The organism is uncultured Maritalea sp. (assembly GCF_937139385.1).
GTDB lineage: Bacteria > Pseudomonadota > Alphaproteobacteria > Rhizobiales > Devosiaceae > Maritalea > Maritalea porphyrae_A.
Map to the genome: position 1 here is coordinate 1 of NZ_CAKZPW010000190.1, position 19,372 is coordinate 19,372.

At 48.5% G+C, this 19,372-nt stretch carries 24 protein-coding genes and 1 pseudogene; 10 read left to right on the forward strand and 15 right to left on the reverse strand.

Annotated features, from left to right (window positions below):
* Positions 1–90: 90 nt before the first annotated feature.
* The 4 genes and pseudogenes from Q0231_RS08095 to hisB form a co-directional block, all read right to left on the reverse strand.
* A pseudogene (locus Q0231_RS08095) lies at positions 91–579 on the reverse strand (1-(5-phosphoribosyl)-5-[(5-phosphoribosylamino)methylideneamino] imidazole-4-carboxamide isomerase); the annotation flags it as partial.
* Between the two features lie 18 nt (positions 580–597).
* Positions 598–1,254 carry an imidazole glycerol phosphate synthase subunit HisH gene (gene hisH, locus Q0231_RS08100; RefSeq protein ID WP_299347008.1) on the reverse strand — a complete coding sequence of 219 codons (657 nt, stop codon included), beginning with the start codon at positions 1,252–1,254 and terminating at the stop codon, positions 598–600.
* The gene (locus Q0231_RS08105) at positions 1,251–1,742 is read right to left on the reverse strand and encodes a DUF2628 domain-containing protein (RefSeq protein WP_269393380.1); all 492 of its coding nucleotides are present in this window, start codon (positions 1,740–1,742) and stop codon (positions 1,251–1,253) included. Before Q0231_RS08105 ends, hisH begins: the two co-directional genes overlap by 4 nt.
* A 30-nt stretch (positions 1,743–1,772) precedes the next feature.
* Positions 1,773–2,360 carry an imidazoleglycerol-phosphate dehydratase HisB gene (gene hisB, locus Q0231_RS08110; RefSeq protein ID WP_299347043.1) on the reverse strand — a complete coding sequence of 196 codons (588 nt, stop codon included), beginning with the start codon at positions 2,358–2,360 and terminating at the stop codon, positions 1,773–1,775.
* A gap of 171 nt (positions 2,361–2,531) precedes the next feature.
* On the opposite strand from hisB, the gene hslV reads away from it, so the two are divergent.
* The 3 genes from hslV to hslU are packed head-to-tail and all read left to right on the forward strand — an operon-like array spanning position 2,532 to position 4,920.
* A complete protein-coding gene (hslV, locus tag Q0231_RS08115; protein WP_299347010.1) occupies positions 2,532–3,095 on the forward strand; it encodes an ATP-dependent protease subunit HslV in 564 nt (187 codons plus the stop codon).
* A complete protein-coding gene (locus Q0231_RS08120) occupies positions 3,092–3,613 on the forward strand; it encodes a GNAT family N-acetyltransferase (protein ID WP_299347012.1) in 522 nt (173 codons plus the stop codon). The genes hslV and Q0231_RS08120 overlap by 4 nt, the downstream gene beginning before the upstream one ends.
* The gene (gene hslU, locus Q0231_RS08125) at positions 3,610–4,920 is read left to right on the forward strand and encodes an ATP-dependent protease ATPase subunit HslU (RefSeq protein WP_299347014.1); all 1,311 of its coding nucleotides are present in this window, start codon (positions 3,610–3,612) and stop codon (positions 4,918–4,920) included. The genes Q0231_RS08120 and hslU overlap by 4 nt, the downstream gene beginning before the upstream one ends.
* Positions 4,921–5,010: 90 nt before the next feature.
* Here the strand turns inward: hslU and msrB are convergent, their stop codons facing one another.
* The 7 genes from msrB to Q0231_RS08160 form a co-directional block, all read right to left on the reverse strand.
* On the reverse strand, positions 5,011–5,541 hold the full coding sequence (gene msrB / locus Q0231_RS08130; RefSeq protein WP_299347016.1) for a peptide-methionine (R)-S-oxide reductase MsrB: 531 nt from the start codon (positions 5,539–5,541) through the stop codon (positions 5,011–5,013).
* Between the two features lie 69 nt (positions 5,542–5,610).
* Complete coding sequence (locus tag Q0231_RS08135; RefSeq protein WP_299347018.1) at positions 5,611–6,174, reverse strand: fasciclin domain-containing protein; 564 nt, start codon at positions 6,172–6,174, stop codon at positions 5,611–5,613.
* 118 nt (positions 6,175–6,292) lie between these two features.
* Positions 6,293–6,991 carry an anti-sigma factor gene (locus Q0231_RS08140; protein ID WP_299347020.1) on the reverse strand — a complete coding sequence of 233 codons (699 nt, stop codon included), beginning with the start codon at positions 6,989–6,991 and terminating at the stop codon, positions 6,293–6,295.
* On the reverse strand, positions 6,988–7,560 hold the full coding sequence (locus Q0231_RS08145; RefSeq protein WP_299347022.1) for a sigma-70 family RNA polymerase sigma factor: 573 nt from the start codon (positions 7,558–7,560) through the stop codon (positions 6,988–6,990). Before Q0231_RS08145 ends, Q0231_RS08140 begins: the two co-directional genes overlap by 4 nt.
* Positions 7,561–7,640: 80 nt before the next feature.
* Positions 7,641–8,021 carry a helix-turn-helix transcriptional regulator gene (locus Q0231_RS08150; RefSeq protein WP_299347024.1) on the reverse strand — a complete coding sequence of 127 codons (381 nt, stop codon included), beginning with the start codon at positions 8,019–8,021 and terminating at the stop codon, positions 7,641–7,643.
* Entirely contained in the window at positions 8,018–8,641 is a 624-nt protein-coding gene (locus tag Q0231_RS08155) for a Smr/MutS family protein (protein ID WP_269393389.1), read from the reverse strand. Before Q0231_RS08155 ends, Q0231_RS08150 begins: the two co-directional genes overlap by 4 nt.
* A gap of 21 nt (positions 8,642–8,662) precedes the next feature.
* The gene (locus Q0231_RS08160; RefSeq protein WP_299347027.1) at positions 8,663–9,385 is read right to left on the reverse strand and encodes a Tim44/TimA family putative adaptor protein; all 723 of its coding nucleotides are present in this window, start codon (positions 9,383–9,385) and stop codon (positions 8,663–8,665) included.
* A gap of 153 nt (positions 9,386–9,538) precedes the next feature.
* Here Q0231_RS08160 and Q0231_RS08165 point away from each other — a divergent pair, with 153 nt between their 5' ends.
* Complete coding sequence (locus tag Q0231_RS08165) at positions 9,539–10,027, forward strand: FxsA family protein (RefSeq protein WP_299347029.1); 489 nt, start codon at positions 9,539–9,541, stop codon at positions 10,025–10,027.
* Positions 10,028–10,119: 92 nt separating this feature from the next.
* Complete coding sequence (gene secB / locus Q0231_RS08170; protein ID WP_299347031.1) at positions 10,120–10,617, forward strand: protein-export chaperone SecB; 498 nt, start codon at positions 10,120–10,122, stop codon at positions 10,615–10,617.
* Positions 10,618–10,630: 13 nt separating this feature from the next.
* Here the strand turns inward: secB and dnaQ are convergent, their stop codons facing one another.
* Genes dnaQ through Q0231_RS08190 form a run of 4 tightly spaced genes read right to left on the reverse strand, consistent with a single transcriptional unit; the run spans position 10,631 to position 13,393 of the window.
* On the reverse strand, positions 10,631–11,329 hold the full coding sequence (dnaQ, locus tag Q0231_RS08175) for a DNA polymerase III subunit epsilon (protein ID WP_269393621.1): 699 nt from the start codon (positions 11,327–11,329) through the stop codon (positions 10,631–10,633).
* Between the two features lie 49 nt (positions 11,330–11,378).
* Positions 11,379–11,972 carry a dephospho-CoA kinase gene (gene coaE, locus Q0231_RS08180; RefSeq protein ID WP_299347033.1) on the reverse strand — a complete coding sequence of 198 codons (594 nt, stop codon included), beginning with the start codon at positions 11,970–11,972 and terminating at the stop codon, positions 11,379–11,381.
* Positions 11,969–12,808: a shikimate dehydrogenase gene (locus Q0231_RS08185; protein ID WP_299347035.1), complete on the reverse strand. Its 840-nt coding sequence runs from the start codon at positions 12,806–12,808 to the stop codon at positions 11,969–11,971. Before Q0231_RS08185 ends, coaE begins: the two co-directional genes overlap by 4 nt.
* On the reverse strand, positions 12,809–13,393 hold the full coding sequence (locus tag Q0231_RS08190; protein ID WP_299347037.1) for a Maf family protein: 585 nt from the start codon (positions 13,391–13,393) through the stop codon (positions 12,809–12,811).
* Positions 13,394–13,848: 455 nt separating this feature from the next.
* Here Q0231_RS08190 and hemE point away from each other — a divergent pair, with 455 nt between their 5' ends.
* From hemE to mnmG, 5 genes are all read left to right on the forward strand, one after another.
* Positions 13,849–14,886: a uroporphyrinogen decarboxylase gene (hemE, locus tag Q0231_RS08195; protein WP_299347047.1), complete on the forward strand. Its 1,038-nt coding sequence runs from the start codon at positions 13,849–13,851 to the stop codon at positions 14,884–14,886.
* A gap of 4 nt (positions 14,887–14,890) precedes the next feature.
* A complete protein-coding gene (gene hemJ, locus Q0231_RS08200) occupies positions 14,891–15,316 on the forward strand; it encodes a protoporphyrinogen oxidase HemJ (protein WP_269393396.1) in 426 nt (141 codons plus the stop codon).
* Between the two features lie 163 nt (positions 15,317–15,479).
* Positions 15,480–16,745 (forward strand): transcription termination factor Rho, encoded by a 1,266-nt coding sequence (gene rho / locus Q0231_RS08205; protein ID WP_269393397.1) that lies wholly within the window; start codon positions 15,480–15,482, stop codon positions 16,743–16,745.
* A gap of 9 nt (positions 16,746–16,754) precedes the next feature.
* Entirely contained in the window at positions 16,755–18,068 is a 1,314-nt protein-coding gene (gene mnmE, locus Q0231_RS08210; protein WP_269393398.1) for a tRNA uridine-5-carboxymethylaminomethyl(34) synthesis GTPase MnmE, read from the forward strand.
* A gap of 29 nt (positions 18,069–18,097) precedes the next feature.
* The coding region (mnmG, locus tag Q0231_RS08215; RefSeq protein WP_299347041.1) for a tRNA uridine-5-carboxymethylaminomethyl(34) synthesis enzyme MnmG at positions 18,098–19,372 on the forward strand (1,275 nt) is incomplete at its 3' end.

The window sequence follows — 19,372 nt, forward strand, 5'->3', positions numbered from 1 at the left end:
CGCCTTGGTGGCGATGTTGTCGCGCCGAACCACACATCTCACTGCCGGTCAGGATTTGCGAATTCTGATCGGCATCCGCACGGGGGCAGAGCCTTTTTGCACCGGGTCACGATCTGGCTCTTTCGCCAGTTCGATCACATCAAGTTCTGATGTCTCGGCCCAGCCTTCAACCGCAACTTTGCCGCCACGTGCATCAATGCCCACAGCGATTTGGCCGGGGAATTTTTTGCAAGCCTCTTTGACCAACTCGGGGTCACGCACAGCGATGGTGCCAAGGATCACGCGGGCCAAACCGCGGTCTAGCCAGGCTTGAATATGCTCAATGGTGCGAATGCCGCCGCCAAGCTGCACGGGCATATTGACCGCTTTGATAATCGCTTCCACTGCGTCACCATTGACGCTTTCGCCCGCGAAAGCACCATTCAAATCGACCACGTGCAAATATTCAAAGCCCTGGGTTTCAAACTGTTTGGCTTGATCGGCAGGATTATCGTTGAACACCGTCACCGCATCCATATCGCCTTTTTGCAGGCGTACGCATTTACCGTCTTTAAGATCGATCGCTGGGAACAAAATCATACTATTTAAGGCCTTTCGTCAAAGCGACCAATTGAGGAAATTCGAAATGAACTTGAGGCCTAGGGCCTGACTTTTTTCCGGGTGAAACTGGGTTGCGATCAGGTTTTCTCGGCCAACAATTGCGGTTAGCGTTTGGCCATATTCAACCGTCGCTAACAAATGTGCCGGGTCCGCTACTTCAAAGTGATAAGAGTGCACAAAATAGGCATTTAGCCCATCTGGCCCAATGTCTAAGTCATCAATCATGGGATGGGCGTTGATTTGTGTTAGGGTGTTCCAGCCCATGTGCGGCACTTTTAGCGTTGGGTCCTTGGGTTCTATATGTTTGACAATGCCAGGTATCCAATCAAGCCCGTGCGTATAGACCTTTTCACGCCCTTCGCTGGCCAAGAGCTGCATGCCCACACAAATGCCCAAGAACGGCACAGCGTCCAAGATCACACGCTTGTGCAAGGCATCTACCATGCCCTCAACCGATGTGAGGCCACTCATACAGTCGGCAAAGGCTCCAACGCCGGGTAAAATCACCCGATCTGCGTTTTGAACGTCTTTCGGATCACTTGAAACCAACACATCGCATTCACCAGCGAGTTCCCGCGCGGCGCGCTGGGTGGCATTTTGGGCAGACTTGAGATTGCCCGCGCCATAATCAACGATTACAATTTTTTCACTCATTGCACCGCTCCGGTTGGACGTTCGTTGGACAATAAGGTTGTCGAAAAACTAGGGCCGGGCGATGATGCTTGAACCGGTTTTTCCGCCCTGTCGCGAAGCGTTTGCTGAGCATTTAATTGCCCTGCGGTGTAACGCCATTCAGCATCTCGTGGGTTTGGGGATATCAATTCACCCTTGAATTGATATCCTTTGCGGGTAAGTGCATAACCGCGAATGGCCGATGCTTCGAGCCCAATGAGAACCGCAACCAAAAAGCCAATCCAGCTGGCGGCGCCTTCGCCCACAAAAAAGGCAAGAAATCCCAACACAAAGGCAACGCCCAAATAGGCGACCAACTCAAGCCACAACCGATGCCAAATGCACCATATGGGGGTCAATAGGCAAGCAAGGATCGAAAACCGATCCCTGATCACCTCAACATCTTCATGGGCTAAGGTTTGTGGCTGATCAGCAGCCGCGGCTTTTGCATATATGGCAAAAAGGCTCATTATGTGCCTCAATCTTTGGACCAAGAGGGCTTACAGCACACCCTTGGTGGAAGGAATTCTGTCCGCATTGCGCGGGTCGATCTCTATGGCGTCACGCAGGGCGCGGGCCAATGCTTTAAAGCAGCTTTCTGCGATATGATGCGCATTGTCACCATAGACATTTTCCACATGCAGGGTAATGCCTGCGTTCATGGCAAATGCCTGAAACCATTCTTGGAACAGTTCGGTGTCAAAATCACCCACCTTGTCGCGCTTGAACTCAACCCGCCACACAAGAAACGGGCGACCCGAAATATCAATTGCAGCGCGAGACAGGGCTTCATCCATCGGCAAATCACACGATGCATAGCGGCGGATGCCTTTTTTGTCGCCTAAAGCCACTTTGATGGCTTGGCCCAGCGCAATGCCCACATCTTCTGTCGTGTGGTGCGCATCAATGTGCAAATCGCCTTTGGCTGAAATCTCAATGTCAATCATGCCGTGTCGCGCAACCTGATCCAGCATATGATCGAGAAACCCAACACCTGTTTTGATGTTAGACTTACCAGTACCATCCAAATCCACAGATACAGAAATATCTGTCTCATTGGTCTTGCGGGTCAGTTTTGCTTGGCGCATCGTTGATCCAACCTTTTCGCTTTCGAGCGCACAAATCTCGCTCATCCGATCTTTTGTCGCGTCTTATTAGCACCTCTTGGGGAGGGCGAAAAGTCGCTAAAGCGGCGAAGTGATTGAAATTAACGCCAGAACGCCTAAATAGGTAGTCGAATTGCAGGAGAAACCTAAACTATGCAAGAAAATCAGCAAGGCTCAGCGGGATGGCGCGGCACAACTATTTTGACGGTTCGCAAGGGCAATAAAGTGGTTGTGGCTGGAGATGGCCAAGTCTCATTAGGGCCGACAGTGATTAAACACACGGCAAAGAAAGTACGGCGATTAGCCGGCGGCAATGTGATTACCGGGTTTGCGGGTGCAACCGCAGATGCCTTTACGCTGTTCGAGCGTTTGGAAGCAAAACTTGAGCAATATCCGGACCAATTGATGCGCGCCTGCGTTGAATTGGCCAAAGACTGGCGCACCGACCGCTATTTGCGGCGTTTGGAAGCCATGATGATTGTTGCGGACAAAAAGGACAGCCTTGTCTTAACCGGCACCGGCGATGTTTTGTCGCCCGACAGTGGGGTGATAGGCATTGGATCTGGTGGTAATTACGCACTCGCTGCGGCCAGTGCGTTGATGGACACGGATTATCAAGCCGAAGAAGTGGCACGACGGGCCATGAAAATCGCTGCTGAAATATGTGTTTATACCAATGAAAGCCTAACCGTTGAGACGATAGATTTGGACGAATGAGCATTTCAATTCGTCGGCTAAATGCAAGTGACGCCGCATCGTTTCGCGCTGTTCGGCTCGAAGCGTTTAAAACACATCCGGAAGCCTTTGGATCTTCTTATGATGAATTGGTGTCCAAGCCCGTTTCTCATTTTGAAGAATGGCTGACGGATATGGTGGCCTATGGTGCATTTTCTGAGGATCAATTGGTGGCTATTGGTGCCTATTTTCGCGAACGTGGGTTGAAAATGCGACACCGGGCCTATGTGATATCCATGTATTGTGCGCCAAAGGTGCGCGGCCAAGGTGTTGGTCGACAGATCATCGAGCATTTGGCGGATCACGCACGCTCGAAGAAAATCATTCAGCTCCATCTTGGGGTTGGGGCCACAAATTCTGCGGCGAAAAAATCATATGAAAAGGCGGGTTTTAGAACCTACGGCATTGAGCCGCGCAGTCTTTTCGTAAACGAAAAATATATAGATGAAGAACTGATGGTGCGCTTTTTAGATGAGGCGCCGGAAGGTAAGACAGTATGAGTGAAGTTAGCTTTTCACCCCGTGAAATTGTTTCGGAACTAGACCGCTATATTGTGGGTCAAAAAGACGCCAAACGCGCTGTGGCTGTGGCCCTGCGCAATCGCTGGCGCCGCCAGCAGCTTGATAGCGAATTGCGTCAAGAAGTTAGCCCGAAGAACATTTTAATGATTGGGCCAACTGGCGTCGGCAAAACCGAAATCTCGCGCCGGCTGGCAAAATTGGCCCAAGCGCCATTTGTAAAAGTGGAAGCCACAAAGTTTACTGAAGTGGGCTACGTGGGCCGCGATGTGGAACAAATTGTACGCGACTTGGTTGAAGCGGGCATTTCACTGTTGCGCGACAAACGTCGTAAAGAAGTTCAAGCCAAAGCCCATTTGCAGGCCGAAGAACGGGTGCTGGACGCCTTGGTGGGCCAATCTGCGACCGCATCAACGCGAGAAAGCTTTCGCGCTAAACTCCGCAGCAATGAGCTAGACGACAAAGAAATTGAAGTTGAGGTCAGCGCGCCTAAAGGACAATCAATGTTTGAGATGCCGGGCATGCCTGGCGCAAATGTGGGCATGATTGATCTGTCGGATATGCTGGGCAATGCCTTTAAGCAAAAAGGCATCAAACGCACTGTGAAGGTGAAAGACAGCTATGAATTGTTGATCAATGAAGAAGCTGACAAGCTTTTGGATCAAGACAAAATCACCGCAGATGCGATTGATCTTGTTGAAAATCACGGCATCGTCTTTTTGGATGAAATCGATAAGATCTGCGTGCGCGACGGGCGTTCGGGCGGTGATGTGTCTCGTGAAGGCGTGCAGCGAGATTTGTTGCCATTGATTGAAGGCACCACTGTTTCAACAAAACATGGCGCGGTGAAAACCGATCATATTTTGTTTATAGCATCGGGCGCATTTCATGTGGCCAAACCCTCGGATCTTTTGCCTGAATTGCAGGGCCGTTTGCCGATCCGTGTTGAATTGCGGGCCCTGGTCCATGAGGATTTCGTACGCATCTTGAACGACACCGATGCCAGCTTGATCAAGCAATATGTGGCGTTGATGGGCACAGAGGGCGTGACGCTTGATTTCACCGACGACGCGATCGACGTTATCGCGGAGTTGGCGGTGGCGATCAACTCAAAGATCGAAAACATTGGGGCGCGGCGCTTGCAGACCGTTATGGAAAAGCTGGTCGAAGACATTTCGTTCGACGCCCCGGACAAAGATGGCGAAACCATTCAGATTGACGGCGACTATGTGCGCAAGCAGGTGGGTGAATTGGCCAGCGACACGGATTTAAGTCGCTTTATCCTTTAATCAAAAACAAGCGTGTTTGGCTTGGACCAGACACGCTTGTTGCTTGTTCCGTCTTAGTTGGGGCAAAAGAGACGGACAGTAGTTTATGATTTAGGCGGCTTGAAACGTTAGTGCCAAGCCGTTTAGGCAATGTCGCTTGCCGGTGGGTTTTGGCCCATCATCAAAAATGTGCCCGAAATGGCCACCGCAACGTCTGCAATGCACTTCAGTGCGAGTGGCAAATAATGTATTATCTGGTTTGGTGCCAATAGCGCCGTCAATGGGGGCCCAAAAACTGGGCCAACCTGTGCCACTCTCAAATTTGCTGTCTGAGGGGTAAACCGCGAGGTCACAGCCTGCACAATGGTAGGTACCATCACGCTTTTCCTCAAGTAAATCAGATGTATATGGCTTTTCAGTCTTTTCTTCTCGCAACACCAAATATTGGTTCTCTGAGAGTAGATTTTTCCATTCTGCCGGTGTGCGTACTATTTCAAAATTCCCTTCTGCAGCATTGGCATTTGAACCTTTTCGCTGCAAAAAATATGAGCCCCCACCGATCCCGGCAAGCGCAACCGCACCAAGCATAAGTCCGCCCCGCTTTAAAAAAGAGCGTCTATTGCTATTTGAATTGCCTGGCATGATGTTTCCTTACATTGGATGTGATTAAGTATGGTCGGCTCTTATGCGAGCCGACCAATGCTCACAGACTTATTTTGGGACCAAAACTGAGCTGACCACATGGATCACGCCATTTGACTGTTTCACGTCCGCAATCGTCACTTTTGACGCGTTCATATTTTCATCAATGATATAAAGTTGGTCATTTTGTACCTGTGCGGTCAAAGTATCACCGCTCACCGTTTTAAATGCCCAAGTGCCACCATTATCCATTGCGTTTTTCATAATGTCAGCACCGGACCAGTTGCCTGCTGCCACGTGCGCTGTAAGCACTTTCACCAGCATGTCTTTGTTTTCTGGTTCCAACAATGTTTCAACTGTGCCTTCAGGCAATGCAGCAAAACCCGCATTTACTGGGGCAAAAACTGTAAACGGACCACTTGATGCCAATGTGTCCACAAGCCCTGCAGCTTTAACTGCGGCAACCAATGTGGTGTGGTCTTTTGAGTTCACAGCATTTTCGACAATGTTTTTGTCTTCAAACATTGGCGCGCCACCAACCATTGGGTTTTCTGCAAAAGCTGCAGAAGATGCTAATGCGATGCCAGCTGCCATAACAAGTGCTGTTGAGGATTTCAAAATTGATTTAATCATTCTAAGTTCTCCGTTTCCTAAGTGCCCCCATTTTTCGGGGTTAATAAAGGAACGGGAGAGCGTTCAGAAATGTTTCAAAAAACTCATTTTATTTTGAAACATGTTATAAATCAGCGCTTTATGCGAAATCTAATATGCCCGTTGCGATCACAGGGCCTGTTGGTAGTCCCGTTTTCGACCCACCGGTTGGCTCAACAGAAATGGCCAAAACCGCGCCTTGTGCCAATAGTTGGCGAATATCATCAGGCAGAGTGATGGATGCAGTTGCCTTTGGTGCAACTAGGCCCATGGACACCGGTTTAGCCCCTTCGCCCGCAATCACCCACAATTCGTGTTCGTGGCCATCTGCCGCTTGCATATTGGTGGTGAGGGTCAGAGTACCCGAACGTTGGTCAAAACTGGCCAACATCGCCTGAGGCGCAGCTTCTCCGTTCAATGTTGCTGTTAGTGTTGGTTGGGGGGCAAAAGAAAGCGGCAAATAATTAATGCCAACCACCAAAATCAAAACAGCTAGAGCACCAGCAAAACTTGGCGCAAGGAAATTCGCGCTAAAAATTGCTGCCCACCAAGGTGAAGAATTTGTTTTAGATGTGCCAATAGCTCTTTCAATGTTTTGCCAAACAGCGGGGGAAGGCGAAGCGGACGGCACCTGATCCAGCAAAGGCAGCAGCCGTTCTGACCATTCATCTACTTCGTGACGAAATTCTATTTCGGTTTCGTACCGTTTGGCCGCTTCTTCGCGCAATTGACCTTCAAGCACACCCATGGCTTGTTCAGCCGCCAACATTTTGTCGCGTTCGTTTAAAGGAGACGTCATGATTTCAAACACTCCTTTAATTGCATGAGACTGCGTCTGATCCAGGTCTTAACAGTATTAAGGGGTATATTAAGCGTATCGGCGGCTTCCTGATAAGACCAGCCAGACAAAAACGTATGGCGAACAGCCAAGGCATGATCACTTTTTAACTGATCCAAGCAAAGATCAATTTGGTTCTTTTGGTCGGCTTGCAAAAGGGCTTGCTCTGGGGTTGGCCCCACATCTTGCAGGTCCAAATGATCGTCCAGCTGTTGCGTCGGTTTACCTCGCGCTCGATAGCGATCAATCGCATGATTGCGCGCAATGGTGGCCATCCAAGCAATCACAGATGCGCGGCCTGTGGCAAATTGGTCTGCTCTATTCCAAACTTTTATGTAAACTTCTTGAATCACGTCTTCTGCTTCGCTCCTGTTGTTCAAGATACGAAAGCAAACGCCAAAAAGTTTCGTTGAGGTACGATTATACAGCTGGGAAAAAGCCTGCCGGTCTTTCAACGCGACACGGGCGAGCAAATTTTCGAGGTCTTGGGCGGTGTGATGAGCGCCTGCTTGAGAACCAAAACCAGCCATTTACGCATGTTCCCCAAAAGAGTTAACTAGGAAACGCAGCGCAACCGCGATTGGATCACATAAATATCGGAATTTGAATTTTATCTATTTTTTGCGCGTGCCCGTGCGCCGCGCTGTTCAATCTCTTGGGTGAGATAGGCAAGGTCTTCTTCTTCCAAACTATCGATATTTTGTGCCAGTCTGTTGGTCAACTCCGTGGCCTTTGGGGGCATGCCCGAAGTATCAATCGTTACCTTGGGATCAGAGATTTCAGCCAAACGCTGCAGTTCCTCTGCTTCGTCCCAAATCACATTAAAATAGGTAATGATGCGTTGTAGCATGAACCAAGTTGGGGTGCCGCGATGACCATGTTCCAAAGCAGACAAATAAGCGCTAGAAATGTTGAGATCTGCAGCCATTTGTTTGAGCGAAATGTCCCGATCCTTGCGAATTTTGCGGATTTTTGCGCCAAGCGGGGTCATTTGCTTGCCTTTTTTAGTCGAACATAAAGCGCCCCTGCCCCGCCGTGGTTTTGCGCTGCCGCATCAATGCCCGCGACCATATGGATCAACGCAGGCTCCTTTAACCAACGTGGAACAAGATTGCGCAGCACGCCCTTTTGTTCAAACTCAGCATAGCCGGTGCGTTTGACGCCCTTGCCAGTGATCACCAAAACATTGCGGTCACCACGATGAAAGGAAACGCTAATGAAATGGATCAGAGCCGAATGGGCCTCAAATTGGCGCATACCGTGTAAATCGAGCGTTGCATCAATGGAAATCCGACCACGTGCGATTTTGCGGCGCAGTTTTTGATCCATTGGCTTGTCGGCTTTTGGCGCAAGGCTTACGGAATTGAAATGGGGCAAATGGCGGTCGGTATTATGGATGTGGGTGGCGAGCGGCGCCCAGCTTTTTGCGAGTGGGCGCACTTTTGCTCGCGGCCTTTTGATCTGGTCCTGATCGAGCGCGCTAGGCAATTCAGGCCGCTTGACCCGCAAGATGTTCTGCTCGCGGGGTTTAAGCGGACTGACCGACTTTGTCACTTCCGTCCAAAGGTGCCAATCAGCGATGTCTTTTGGCGGTTTTTTGGCGCGTGACATTTGTCGTATTGATCCGTTTGTTTAGTCGAGCTGGTTGGTGCTGATCAGTTTCCAATTTGGATCGCGTGACTTTGTGTTGCGAGAAAAAGTCCATTCGTCGGAAATATTCACCACTGCTTCTTCATCGCCATCAATCAATTCGCCATCGGCGCTTTTGGTAGCAGAAACCACTTGCGCAGCATATTGAATGGTCACATTTGCGATTTTATTGTCCACCTCAGCGGCACGCAGCGTGACGTCAGAAAATCCAACAAAGGTAAAATCAACTGTTTCACCGCGTGACTCTCGTTCCGCAATAGCGGATTCAAAACCCTCGTAGACTTGTTTGTCTAATATCATTTTAAGGGTTTTGCGGTCCCCCTGCGCATAAGCCACCACAACCATTTCGTATGCAGAAATGGCGCCATCCATAAAGGATTTTGGGCTAAAGCTCTGGTCTTCTTCGATAATTTGGTTCAGGACAGCCGCAAGTGCTTCATCACCCTTTGCAAGGCGCTCAATTTCGGCATCCAATTTCAAGCGACGTTTTTGTGCGTCCAAATTCACAGGAGCGATTGGTCGTTCGCGGTTGGGCAGACTAACCACATTGCCTTCGTCCGCATCGCTTTCATTAATGGAAGCGTCTTTGTGCTCGGGTGGCTTTTCAAAGCCATCACGGGTGCCCAAGACATTTCGGAGACGCAGCAAAACCACCACGGCAACAACCAAAAAGAATATCGTTGGAATGTCTATAAATTCGCCCATATCTGCCTCTATTTTATACCGTCACGCGGTACTCGTATTCTTTGTCAATCGCTCCTATATATAGAACGAAACAGGCCTGTGACCAGCGCTGATACGCGCTATTTATGTGATTTGGTTCACTTTGTCCGGCTTTTTGATTGAAAGGAAGATGTTTTGGGACGCTATTTGTTCGCACTGTTTTTGCTTGTACCGATTGTCGAGATTGCCATTTTTGTTGCAATGGGCGGGTTGGTTGGCTTTTGGTGGACCATGGGCGGCGTGGTGTTTACGGCCGTTTTGGGTTCATATTTGCTGCGGCTGCAAGGGTTTGCGGTGTGGGCTGAGGTCCAGGGCAAATTAGGTGCGGGCCAGTTCCCGGGACGCTCCATTGTTGACGGTATCATGCTTGCGATTGCGGGTGCTTTGCTGCTCACCCCAGGTTTTTTTACCGATGCGGTTGGCTTCGCACTATTTGTGCCCCAAGTTCGCTATTTCATTTTTGAACAGTTGCGGCAGCGCATCAGCATTGTTTCCGCCAGCGGTTACACCCAATATTCATCTCAATATTCTGCGCAGGATCCCACCCATCGGCCACCTCCCTTGCAGAACGAAGACGGGGTGATTGACCTAGAAGACGAGCGTTGGCGCGGCAAAGACCAGTAAAATCGACGCATAAGGCGTTCGGTTCTTGCTGCTTTAGTCTAAAGATGATAGCCAAAACACCGAGTTTTTTTATTGGAAAGATGGGCAGATAAATGGCCGAAGAAACACCAAACACAACCGCTGATCAGAATGCACCACAACCCTCGTTGCACATTGTTGGCCAATATATCAAAGACCTCAGCTTTGAGAACCCAAATGCGCCGGCTTCGCTTGCCCCGGGTGCAGCACCGCAAATCGGTATTAGCATAAATGTTAGCGCGCAAAAGCAAGACGAGAAGATTTACGCTGTTGAACTGACGATCAACGCGAAAGCTGAGCGCGATGACAATGTGCTGTTTAATGTTGAATTGGTCTATGGCGGCCTGTTCGACATTCAAAACTTCCCAGAAAACCAAATGCACCCACTTGTGATGATTGAATGCCCACGGCTGATTTTCCCGTTTGCACGTCAAATCCTTTCAAGCATCACTCAAAATGGCGGCTTCCCTCCATTGTTGATGGAACCTGTTGATTTTTCAGCGATTTACCGTCAGAACTTGGAAGCAGCTGCTGCGAAAATCAAAGAAGGCGAAGAGTCGACAGTTAATTAATCTGTCTCTTTGATTATTGGTTTTGTGACCAGTATTTTTGCCAAATTGGCATATCGGACAAGCCAGCGACGAAGTCCTTGTGACTTTGTCGCTGCTTTTCATTTAGGGGTGAGGGTAAGGGCGTTGCGCGCTGTTTAACGCTGGTTTTGGATATAGAGATGCCCGCTTCATCTTTTGTTTCTTGCGCAAGGCTGAAAGCGACCTGCCGGCCGCCGATTAGCTCAAGGTAGACCTCTGCTAAGATCTCACTGTCCAAAAGCGCGCCGTGCAGGGTACGACGGGACAAATCGATACCATAGTTTCGGCACAGCGCATCCAGATTAACCCGCGCTCCGGGATGTTTTTTGCGCGCCAGCAAAACTGTATCAATCACGTCATTTTCAATGCGCGGGAATTTGCTCCATTCGAGTTCAGCCTGCAAGAACCCCATATCAAAAGGGGCGTTGTGGATGATCAGTACAGAATCTTCAATGAAATCAATGAAATCTTGTGCCACATTTTTGAACAGTGGTTTATCTGCCAGAAACTCTTCGGACAACCCATGCACTTTGAAGGCTTCTTCGGGCATGTCACGTTCTGGATTGCAGTATTTGTGGAATGTTTTGCCGGTTGGAATATGGTTCATCAGTTCAACACAGCCAATTTCCACCAACCGATCGCCCTTTGCAGCGCTCAAGCCTGTGGTTTCTGTATCAAGAACAATTTCCCGAATGCCCATTAATTAGATCGCTTCTACTGGTCTTTGGATGTTGGTCGCCAGTTTAGTCATTCACCAGCGCCCGGCAAGTTTGAATGATTTCATCCACCATTTGTTGGGTTTGATCTGGCGTTTTCCCCGTATCTATCAAAAAATCGGCGCGCTGTATTTTGTCCTGCTGGGACATTTGGCGCTCTTTGATGGCGGCGAATTTTTCTTCGCTCATGCCAGGACGCGCCATAGCGCGTTGCTTTTGTGTTTGATCATCGCAAAAAGTAACGGCGATTTTGTCGAGCGGGTAAGCCTTTCCCGTTTCAAATAGCAGTGGAATTTCCAGTACGACCAGTTTTTGCCCAACATTTTGGTGAAAGGAGATAAATTCATGCATTTTTTGATGCACCAAAGGATGCACAATCGCTTCAAGTTGTGCCAGTTTACCTTTATCGCCCAAGACTTCGCCCGCTAGGGCTGCGCGATCAATTTTTCCATCAATAACCGCTTTTGGGAAAGCCTTACCGACAGGCACTATAGCTTCATTTTGATAAAGCTTATGTACTGCCTTATCAGCATCATAAATGGGCACATGACGTTTCCCAAACATTGAAGCGACGGTCGATTTTCCAGTGGCCATGGAACCGGTAAGGCCAAGTTTTATCACGATTGTGCCCCCAATATCTTTTCACGCAACGTCGAACTAACCGTTGGCCGCGCGCCAAACCAGCGCTCAAAGCCGGGTACAGCCTGATGCAACAACATCCCGACCCCATCTACGGTTCGCAGGCCCGCTTGTCGTGCATCAGCAAGCAATGGGGTTTCAAGCGGCGTATAGACGATGTCGGTGACGATGGTATGTGTTTGTGCAAGGCTTAGATCGAGATCTTGAAACTTTGTCCCCCCCATTCCAACAGCACTTGTGTTAACGATCAAATCTGCATGCGGCGCTAATTTATTGAAATCACTGAGTAACGAAGCGACGAACGGCTTGTTTTCAAAAACTTTGTTTAAAGCGTTGCACAGGGATTGTGCGCGATCGGAGGTCCGGTTCAGCACCCGAATGCTTTGGAAACCACGTTCTGCTAACCCAACCAGGACTGCCCGAGCAGCGCCGCCCGCACCCAAAACAATTGCGTTTTGTATTTCTTTGTCCCAATCAGCCAACCGCTGGTCTAGGTTGGCCAAAAAGCCATACTTATCTGTGTTGTCACCGATTAATCTGCCGTCTTCAAGCCATAAGGTATTCACGGCGCCGATTTTTTCGGCTGTCGCTGTGATTTTGTCGCACAACGTCATTACCGCCTCCTTATGGGGAACGGTTACGTTGCCACCGATGAAGCTGCCACTTTTTATTTGATCCACAAACTCTGGCAAATCTATTGGGGCCACGTCGATTGCCACATAAGTTCCATCAATATTGAGCTCATCAAGCCAGTGGCCGTGTAGAATTGGGGATTTCGAATGGGAAATGGGGTGACCAATAACAAATGCACGTTTCATCTAAATGGCTTTCTGTTCGCGCAACGCGCTTAGCAAAGGCAAGAGCGGTAAACCCAAAATGGTGAAATAGTCGCCATCTATTTCTTTAAAGAAACGAATTGAGGGCCCCTCTAATCGATAGCCACCAACACTTTGCAACAACCTTTCACCTTCCAATTCGATGACATGATCGCGTTCTTGGTTTGAAAAATCGTGCATTGTCAAATGGGCTAGGCTTTGATGCTGCCAAATAATATTGCCGTTTTTAGCGAGTGATACTGCGGCGCAAAGCGTGTGTGTTTTGCCTTTTAACCCGTCTAATTGGTGGCGCAAACCTTCAATATCAATGGGTTTATGCAAATATGAATTATTAATACTCAAGGTTTGGTCTGCGCCGACGACAAGAGCCTGTGGATGACACTGCGACACTTCAATGGCTTTAGCGTCTGCCAATTTTGCGGTTAGGTTTGGTTGATCAAAGGATGCATCGAGCTGTTTCGCTTCAATTTCTCGTTCATCGATTCGGGCAGTTTCTGCAGTGAATTGCAGACCTGCATTCTGCATAAGTTGAATTCTTGTTTTGCTTTTTGATGCGAGAATGATCATAATATCAAAGACTTAACCGGGTTGATTTGCGATATCCACATAGTTATCCACCGTTTGGGGGGCCAAATCGATAAGCGCGGGCAAATTTCGAGTTCCGTGATTTTTATACCCGTTGGTTTGAATCTCATCCACAGGATATGCTCGGTGGACATTGATTGGTGTAAACACGTGCATATGTGGACAGTGAATTGATGTTCAATTCTATCCCAGTTTTTGCACAGGTTATCCCGTTAATATGAACAGGCAAAATATATGTTAACGTTCCGGTAACCAATCGTTTTAAGGTTTTATTCACCATTTGGCGGCTTGGTTCTAAAATCAAACCCACAATTGGCGCGGATTTGCCACATGTGGACAAGACTTGTGGAACGAAAAGAATTCCTGCAAAACACAGGCATAAAGAAGAAGAAGAATCTAAGAATAGAATCTTATTTAGATAGGGATCGGATTAATTGGTGGTAGAAAAGACGGGTCGGAAGTTACTGGATTGTGTCAGAGGATTTGTAGATGACGTGCCACCTATGTGGATTATGCGCCAAGCCGGACGGTATTTACCTGAGTACCGGGAAGTGCGTGCATCCACTAAAGGATTTTTGGACCTATGCTACACGCCGCAAAAGGCTATTGAAGTAACATTACAGCCATTACGTCGCTTTGATCTTGATGCTGCAATCCTTTTTTCTGATATTTTGGTGATCCCCGATGCTTTGGGGCAGGATGTAAGGTTCGAAGTAGGTGAGGGACCAATTTTAACGGAAATCGAGAATGCTAATGATTTGGCTAAACTTGATGTTTCCAGGGTTCTTGAGCATTTAGCACCTGTTTTAGAAACTGTTCGTGGGGTTCGTGCAGCTATTGATGATGATAAGACCTTGATTGGTTTTTGTGGTGCACCTTGGACCGTAGCAACCTATATGCTTGGCGGGCGTGGATCTCCTGATCAAGCTAAAGCAAGACTTTTTGCGTTGGCTCATCCCGACTTTTTTGCGCAATTGATGGACATGTTGGTTGAGGCCAGCGCGCAATATTTATTGGCCCAACTTGACGCCGGTGCAGATGTTGTACAGATTTTTGAAAGTTGGGCGCTGAACCTGGACGAAGTGAACTTTGAGAACTTCGTGGTCAAACCAACGGTGAAGCTGGTGAACAAAGTACGTGCTGTGCGCCCTGATGCGCCAATTATTGGGTTTCCGCGTGGCGCAGCAACTATGATCCCAGGGTATATTAAAGCAACTGGGGTTAATGCTGTTGGGTTGGACTATGCTATGCCGTTGGCTTATGCGCGGGACAATATTTCGCCATTGGCTACCGTTCAGGGCAATCTTGATCCCTTGCGTTTGGTTTCTGGTGGCAAGCAAATGCTTGATCGCGCTGATGAAATTGTTACAGCATTTAAAGGTCGGCCGCACATTTTTAATTTGGGACACGGTATTGTGCCGCAAACACCAATTGAAAATGTAGAGGCACTCGTAAACCACGTTAAGGGTCACTGAGCGAATGGAATGGGTTAAAGCGCTGCATGTTATTTCTGTGATCGCTTGGATGGCGGGGCTTTTGTATTTGCCCCGACTATTTGTTTATCATTGCGATGCGGTGCATGGTTCTGTTCAGTCTGATACGTTTATCATTATGGAGCGGCGCTTGCTTAAAGCGATCATGACGCCTGCGATGATTGCCTCTTGGATCTTTGGATTGTGGTTGGTTTTTGGCTTTCAAATGGCAAGTATTGGTGACATTTGGGCCTGGATTAAAGGGCTTGGTGTTATTGGTCTCACGGGCGTTCATGTTCACTTGGCTGGTCATCAAAAGGCTTTTGCTGCGGGTGAAAACAAAAAACCAAGCCGCTATTTTCGTTTGATCAATGAAGTGCCAACGATATTGATGATATTGATTGTTATAATGGTGATTGTTAAGCCGTTTTAGCTTTTGAATTCGTGGATTTTGACGATTTTTCCTTGTCAAAGTTCACTATTTGCGATATACACCGCCAACTCCAACGAAACACATCGGTCCTTTCGACAAATCGACCTCGTTTACGTCTCCCCACCCCATTATTATGATCTGCCAGCACCAGGATACGTCCTTTATGCAGAATATGAAGCTCAGTGAGCTTAAGGCTAAAAAGCCAGCCGAATTGTTGGCGTTTGCCGAACAAGTAGAAGTAGAAAACGCAAGCACATTGCGCAAACAAGAATTGATGTTTGCCATACTTAAAGAACTTGCTGAAAATGACGTAGACATCACGGGTGAGGGCGTTGTTGAGATTCTACCGGATGGATTTGGCTTCTTGCGCAGTCCTGATGCGAACTATTTGCCGGGTCCTGATGATATTTATGTGAGCCCATCACAGATCCGCAAGTTTTCTTTGCGCACAGGGGATACTGTTGAGGGTCAAATCCGGTCCCCTAAGGATGGCGAGCGCTATTTTGCTTTGCTTAAAGTGAATACGGTCAATTTTGAAGAACCTGAACGCGCACGGCACAAAATCAACTTTGACAATTTGACGCCGCTTTATCCTGAAGAACGTTTCAAAATGGAAGTTCAGGATCCCACGAGTAAAGATAAGAGTGCGCGCATTATTGATTTGGTCGCACCTTTGGGCAAGGGCCAGCGTGCATTGATTGTTGCACCACCTCGAACAGGTAAGACCGTATTGTTGCAAAATATTGCACAATCAATCGCTACCAATCACCCAGAATGTTACTTGATCGTACTTTTGATCGACGAACGCCCTGAAGAGGTTACTGATATGCAGCGCTCGGTGCGCGGCGAGGTGATTTCATCCACGTTTGATGAACCGGCCAGTCGTCACGTTCAAGTGGCGGAAATGGTTATTGAAAAAGCAAAACGTTTGGTCGAGCATAAGCGCGATGTTGTGATTTTGCTTGATTCGATTACCCGGTTGGGACGTGCCTACAACACCGTTGTCCCTTCCTCTGGCAAAGTATTGACCGGTGGTGTGGATGCAAATGCGCTACAGCGCCCTAAACGTTTCTTTGGTGCTGCACGTAATATTGAAGATGGTGGTTCTCTTACGATCATATCAACGGCGCTGATCGATACCGGCAGCCGGATGGATGAAGTGATCTTTGAAGAGTTTAAGGGAACTGGGAACTCAGAGATTATTTTGGATCGCAAAGTAGCGGACAAGCGGATATTCCCAGCAATCGACATTACAAAATCTGGCACACGTAAAGAAGAGCTTTTGGTCGAACCCGAAATGCTCAAGAAAATGTATGTGCTGCGTCGTATTTTGAATCCAATGGGCACCGTTGATGCTGTTGAATTCTTGCTCGACAAATTACGCCAAACAAAATCAAACACCGATTTCTTTGATTCAATGAACACCTAGGGCAATAAAATGACACTTGGACAGCAATCAGACACAATTGTCGCGCTGTCATCGGGTCAATTGCCATCGGGTGTTGCTGTTATCCGGGCGTCGGGGCCCGGTGCAGGGGACATTTGTGCTCTGTTTGGAATCAAACAACCTGCCGCACGTTTCGCAAAATTCGCAAAACTAAAGTCCCCCATCGATCATAGTGTGATTGATGAGGGATTAGTTTTGTTCTTTCCAAATCCGGCTAGTTTTACTGGAGAAGACCTTGTTGAGCTGCAAGTACATGGCAGCCGCGCTGTGGTGCAATTCGTGTTGGATCAAATGATCCAAATGCCCAGTGTACGGCTTGCTGAAGCTGGGGAATTTACCCGTAGAGCGTTTGAGAATGGCAAGTTAGATCTAACCCGCGTCGAGGGTATTGCTGATCTTATTGACGCTCAGACCGAAAGCCAAAGGGCACTTGCGGCGGCACGAATGCAAGGCGGCCTCAGCGAGAAACTGTCCACTTGGCGCCTGCAATTGGTAAAACTGCGTGCAGAGATCGAGGCGAGATTAGATTTTTCTGACGAGGATGATGTACCTTTTGAGCTGCCTATCACTTATAGCAGCGACCTAAAAAAGCTACACGAAGAAATCTCCTGCGAACTTGGTGAGTTTAATCAGGGACGCATGATCCGCGAAGGTGTGCGTGTGGCGCTTGTAGGCCATCCTAACGTTGGCAAGTCTTCACTGCTGAATGCTCTTTCGCGATCAGAGGTGGCTATTGTGACTGAAGTCCCCGGCACCACACGTGATGTCATCGAAGTTGAAATAGATCTCGGCGGCGTTTTGTTTCGATTATTTGATACGGCCGGTATCCGAGAGACCGTTGATCATGTGGAGAGCATTGGCATTGAACGAACACGCAATTCGGCCTCGTTGGCCGATATCGTGATCGGCTTGACGGACGATGGCCAATTGCCTGATGGGTTTTCGTTTGACATGATCGTTGGCACAAAATTGGATTCACGTGAAACAGATGCCAAGTTTTCCGCTGATGTTAATATCAGTGTAAAAACAGATGATGGACTAAAAGCGTTCAAAAAACTACTTGTGGATCAGGTAACCAAGATGAATGATTCACGTGAAACATTGCTTATTTCTCACAAACGTGATCAGGCCGCATTGACTGAAGCGCGGGATGCGCTGGATCGAGCATCAAAATTGGTGTATGCACCAGAGCTGCTTGCAGAAGAACTCAGAGTTGCCTCCTACGTCTTAGGTCGTCTGATCGGCGAGGTGGGCACAGAAGATGTACTTGACGAGCTCTTCGCTGGTTTTTGTATTGGCAAATGATTCACGTGAAACAAAGTGTTGGAAAAAGCATGACGGATAGATTTGATGTCATCATCGTGGGTGGTGGACATGCTGGTTGTGAAGCTGCAGCTGCTTCAGCACGCCTTGGCGTGAAGACTGCTCTCGTCACCCACAAATTCAACAAAATTGGTGAAATGTCGTGCAACCCAGCGATCGGCGGTTTGGGTAAAGGGCATTTGGTCCGTGAAATTGATGCGCTGGACGGTTTGATGGGCCGAGTGGCAGATCAGGCTTGTATTCAATATCGCATGCTCAATCGACGTAAGGGTCCTGCTGTGCGCGGGCCGCGCATGCAGGCAGATCGAAAACTCTATAGAGAAGCCATGCAGGCCGCAATTGTTGCGCAGGAAAACCTCAGCGTGATCGAGGGTGAAGTTGACGATCTTATTGTTGATCGAGACGTCATTCAGGGCGTGGTTTTGGGTGATGGCACCAGTATTGGTGCTGAAGAAGTGGTGTTGACGACTGGAACGTTCTTGCGTGGCCTAATTCACTTGGGTGAACAGCAGATTCCTGCGGGGCGTGTTGGCGAAAAGCCCGTATTGGGTCTTTCTAAACGTCTGGAAGCGTTGGGTTTGCGCCTGGGTCGACTAAAAACAGGTACACCGCCACGTTTGGACAAAAACTCCATCGATTGGGATCAGTTAGACGTGCAGCACGGGGACGAGGATCTTGAACCACTTTCTGCACTAACCAAGAAAATTACCGTACAACAAGTGCCCTGCTACATTACGCGCACTCATGCGGGCACACACAAGATCATCCAAGATAACTTACAAAAGTCTGCCATGTATTCCGGCCGTATCGAGAGCTTAGGGCCGCGCTATTGTCCTTCGATCGAAGACAAGGTCGTCAGGTTTGCGGATCGGGACTCACATCAAATCTTCTTGGAACCAGAAGGTTTGGATGATGATAACATATATCCAAACGGGATTTCGACGAGCCTTCCTGAAGATGTTCAGCTGCTCGTTGTACGCTCTCTGCCAGGGTGTTCGCATGCCATCATTAATCAACTTGGTTACGCGATTGAATATGACTATATTGATCCACGAGAATTGGATCACACATTGCAACTCAAGCGTTTACCTGGTCTATCACTTGCTGGGCAAATTAATGGCACCACGGGCTATGAGGAGGCCGGCGCGCAGGGGTTGTTGGCGGGAGCGAATGCTGCAAAGCGCGTATTAGGTGAAGAACCAATCAAACTTTCTCGCACTCAGAGTTATATCGCTGTGATGGTCGACGATTTGGTGACGCGTGGGGTGACAGAACCCTATCGTATG